The following is a 3526-nucleotide window of genomic DNA, read 5'->3' on the forward strand; positions in this document are numbered from 1 at the left end:
ACGCCAAAAATCTTAACCCTATGGGACTTTTCCGCCTTTTGTTTAAACGCACCCAACAGGAGCTAGCTCTTCGGCTCCTCCACGAGGGCAAATCCGTCAGTGCCGTCGCAAGGGCCTTCAACGTTCATCAGGCGACGATCTATCGCTGCATCAAACCGAAAACCTCCCTATAATACTTTCCTGTTCCGCTCAGCCGCACGACCATGGGAGACTACTTGAACCGAACTGCCGACACCGCAGCTGCCCGCGATCAATCGGTACGACTGCCCGCCATCGTCGGAATGCGGACTCCAGTACCATTGCAACAATCGGTGTTTGCAGTGGTGCTGTATTACGCCTCGTCGCACGACAAAACGGTAGGCAGCCTTGGGCGGAAGTAGACCATTGCTTAAACAAGCTCTCGTTGATAGGGCAAATAAGCGCAGCATCGCGTAGTAATGATCTAGTTGAAATTGTGAAAACTAATGCTATCTAACTTGGCTTAGTAAACATCTTTCCTGCAATGCAGTGCTCAGCAACACTGCGACGTTGACGAACCTCGTCAGCCCAAGCCGTATATCCGTATTCAATTAATATTTGTTCAACTTTCGTAATTTCTGGCGACAATCCTTGGATCTCCAATTGAAACAAGGTTAAAGAAGATAATTTAGCTTGAATTTTTGCTTCATTAGGATCAACATATGGTAATTTTAAAATAGCGTATAGACTGTATCGAGCCGCTTTATAAAGTGCAGATAAAGGATCGGTCAAAATAAGATGCCGAATTCTGAGTCGCTGAATTTCAGAGTAATATTGTTGCCGCATATCTTCTATCCTTACGTTTTGTTCATTCATCTTGGTGGACTCTAAGCTCAATCGCTTTAACTCGTCGGTCATTGCGACAGAGCTAGTATGAAGGAAGTCAGGTGGCAGTTGTTTAATTGCACAGCGAAGATGGTAAAGAACCCTATAGCAGTCATGGCTCATGAGCTTTTCACGCAATGCTTGATCGGAATTATGAATATCAGCTGCATCGACAACATGCATGGCATACTCAAGATAGCCAAAGTTCATTGCAATAAAAGCAAGCTTTAGCAAAGCAAGATACAACCCGTCATTTGGCAAGCCCATTTCAAGTACACTTTCTATGCTGCGAAAGAACAAAGCATCGCCACAGACAGTAAATCCTTTCTGTCTAGCCCCGACAGGTAAGCGACATGGCATAATCTCCTGTAAATTTGTGAACCCGGCAAAATGAAATCCATGACTGTGCGCAAAATCGTGAATATGGGAAAAAAGATGTTGATCTTCATAAAGCTGGTGAAATTCAATCTCAGTTGCTAACGCCATAACATGATTTTTAAAAGTTTGTTGAGCTCCAAGCAATATATTAAACTCAGAACCTTGTGTATCGAGTGACAAAAAATCAGGCGGAAAATCTCTGATAAGTTTATCGTCTCTGATTACACTGTCAAGCTTTCGCATATTGACATTCATAATCTTAGCAATGTGGTTATCATCCACAAGATGAAGGTCATAGCACTCACCATTAAGTTTAAGTCCATATTCTACACCATGCGTGTAGTTGATAATATAGTAATTATTATATTTTTGATTTGGTTTAAAAGTTGAGCTCATAAACTGGTTGTTCATAATATAAAGGTTGCACGGTTGATCTTGGTGGCCAAGACAGTATGGCAAAACAATAAGCGATGAGTCCTTGTTGCTATTAATCATATCACGAGCGCATGCTTCGTCAGCCTCATATGTAACATGGAATACATTTCTAGTAAATCTTGGAGGGCAATTCAATGCGACTCCGAAACCTCTGGCACCAACGTGATGGGCGATAATACGTTCGTTAAGTTGTGTCATTATATGTACTCCAGTTGTCTAGAATAAATTTTCAATGTTTATGCGCGTTGACTATTATGTCTCGAAGCATATTTACTATATTAGCCAGATCCTACGAATTCCGCAAGTGCCTCGTAGTGCCATTGTGGTTAACTTGCTATGTTTCCGGTGCCTGCCAGATAGGCATGAGACTTATGAGGCTTTTGCAAAACTCCTGGAACGACAAGCGAATGTATGTATTGTATTCGCCTGTATTGATGCTGGTCATAGGGGTGGGTGCTTATAACGGGTGATGCAAGCTGCATTATCAACTAAATGCAGCGACGACTTGTGGCCCTTCATGTATCTAATGATATAACCCGGCTGTTGCCGGATAATCAGCTCAAGCTCCTCCTCCTCGGCCCAGTGCTCGGCCAAGGTTATATATTAGAACCGAGGTGCTAAGTTATGAAAACTAAGTGACAAATCTAATGAGTTGATGGACAGTCAGAGTTAGCACACCAAACATCAAGTGGCACATTACCTTTGCATTCCCTCGAACATTTACTGTATTACCGCCAAACTCCTCTTTCAGGCAGCCATTAAACCGTTCAGCGGTTGTGCGCTCATTATACCGCACATCTTCAGAAAGTTGGTGTCCGACGTTTTTGAGTGCCTTATTCTCAAGTACCAACTCTTCTTTCCGTTCCTTCGTACGTGGATTGATATCTATAATCGGGACGTGACCGAGCGACCGGCTGTGGTCCTTGATCTCGGTACAATCGTAAGCAGCGTCCATGAGGTCGTAGAGGCTGGTAACACGGGCAGCTGTCATAGTTGCAAGAGGTATTGCCACTTGGCTGTCATGTAAGGAAGCCGAATTCAGAAAACAACTGATTGGAATACAGCCATCTGCCACGTCAGCATGAAGCTTATAGCCATTCCATGATACTTTGTATCCCTTGGCGTTTTTCTTTGTCCCGACATCGCATGTCGTGGGCAGGTCATCTAACATTTCATGAATGGTCATCCCTAACTGACGTTCGATTCTGCGCGTCTCCTTTGGTCGCTCCTCACCTTTGTGGGGACGACCTCGTTTACGCTTGCCCGAAGATGGCCGCCGAACAGTGCTGTCGCGCGAGATATGGCCCACCAATTGATCAACATGCGTCCTCTTTACCAACGCCTCATGAACCCGAGTCGGAAGAGCGCTGGCGGAAAACTCGGCAAAAGCCCGGGAGAACGTCGATTCGCTGGGAACTGCCCCAGCCTGCGCATAGCCACAAATGCGTCGCAAAACTTTGTCTGCCTGCAGCCGCTCAATTAAAGCCCTGGTCGTTGGCAAATTGAGTACAGCCTTGGCGACAAAGGCCCGCGCCAGCGCCACTCGTTCTGAAAGGGGACGCCCTGGAAGGCCAGACCAGTACGGCAAAAAAGATTCAAGCCGAACGAATTCCAAAACTGTTACGATATCCCTGTGTCGTTCAGTTAGAGGACCAAGGCAGTCGTCAAGCCACGGGAAAAGTTCTCCTTGAATTGCTGCCCAGTATGAGGATAAGGTATCTCGCAGTGACATTTATATAGCCTCATATACGTGGTGTAACTTTGGCATATGCGCGGCCTCTAGCGCATTATCTAGCATACTATAGTCGCGTGCGCCAGCGTGTTGCATGGATGCGCGATTCGAGGTAGGTATGCGCTCCTGATCCCCCCG

The 3526-nt window shown here is 45.6% G+C and carries 3 protein-coding genes; 1 reads left to right on the top strand and 2 read right to left on the bottom strand.

Annotation, left to right across the window (positions count from 1 at the left end; genetic code table 11):
• The first annotated feature begins 20 nt into the window (after positions 1-20).
• The gene (locus WCO51_11200) at positions 21-173 is read left to right on the top strand and encodes a helix-turn-helix domain-containing protein (GenBank protein MEI6513821.1); all 153 of its coding nucleotides are present in this window, start codon (positions 21-23) and stop codon (positions 171-173) included.
• Positions 174-471: 298 nt separating this feature from the next.
• Here WCO51_11200 and WCO51_11205 read toward each other — a convergent pair whose 3' ends face one another.
• Together WCO51_11205 and WCO51_11210 are read right to left on the bottom strand one after the other, a co-directional pair.
• Positions 472-1854 carry an FkbM family methyltransferase gene (locus tag WCO51_11205; GenBank protein ID MEI6513822.1) on the bottom strand — a complete coding sequence of 461 codons (1383 nt, stop codon included), beginning with the start codon at positions 1852-1854 and terminating at the stop codon, positions 472-474.
• 433 nt (positions 1855-2287) lie between these two features.
• Positions 2288-3388, bottom strand: a complete 1101-nt coding sequence (locus WCO51_11210) for a transposase (GenBank protein ID MEI6513823.1) — start codon at positions 3386-3388, stop codon at positions 2288-2290.
• Positions 3389-3526 lie beyond the last annotated feature (138 nt).

This window comes from bacterium (assembly GCA_037131655.1).
GTDB lineage: Bacteria > Armatimonadota > Fimbriimonadia > Fimbriimonadales > JBAXQP01 > JBAXQP01.

Excerpts from the sequence above, each read along its gene's own strand:
- WCO51_11200 (MEI6513821.1), top strand. The coding sequence starts at position 21 with ATGGGACTTTTCCGCCTTTTGTTTAAACGCACCCAACAGGAGCTAGCT.
- WCO51_11205 (MEI6513822.1), bottom strand. The coding sequence starts at position 1,854 with ATGACACAACTTAACGAACGTATTATCGCCCATCACGTTGGTGCCAGA.
- WCO51_11210 (MEI6513823.1), bottom strand. The coding sequence starts at position 3,388 with ATGTCACTGCGAGATACCTTATCCTCATACTGGGCAGCAATTCAAGGA.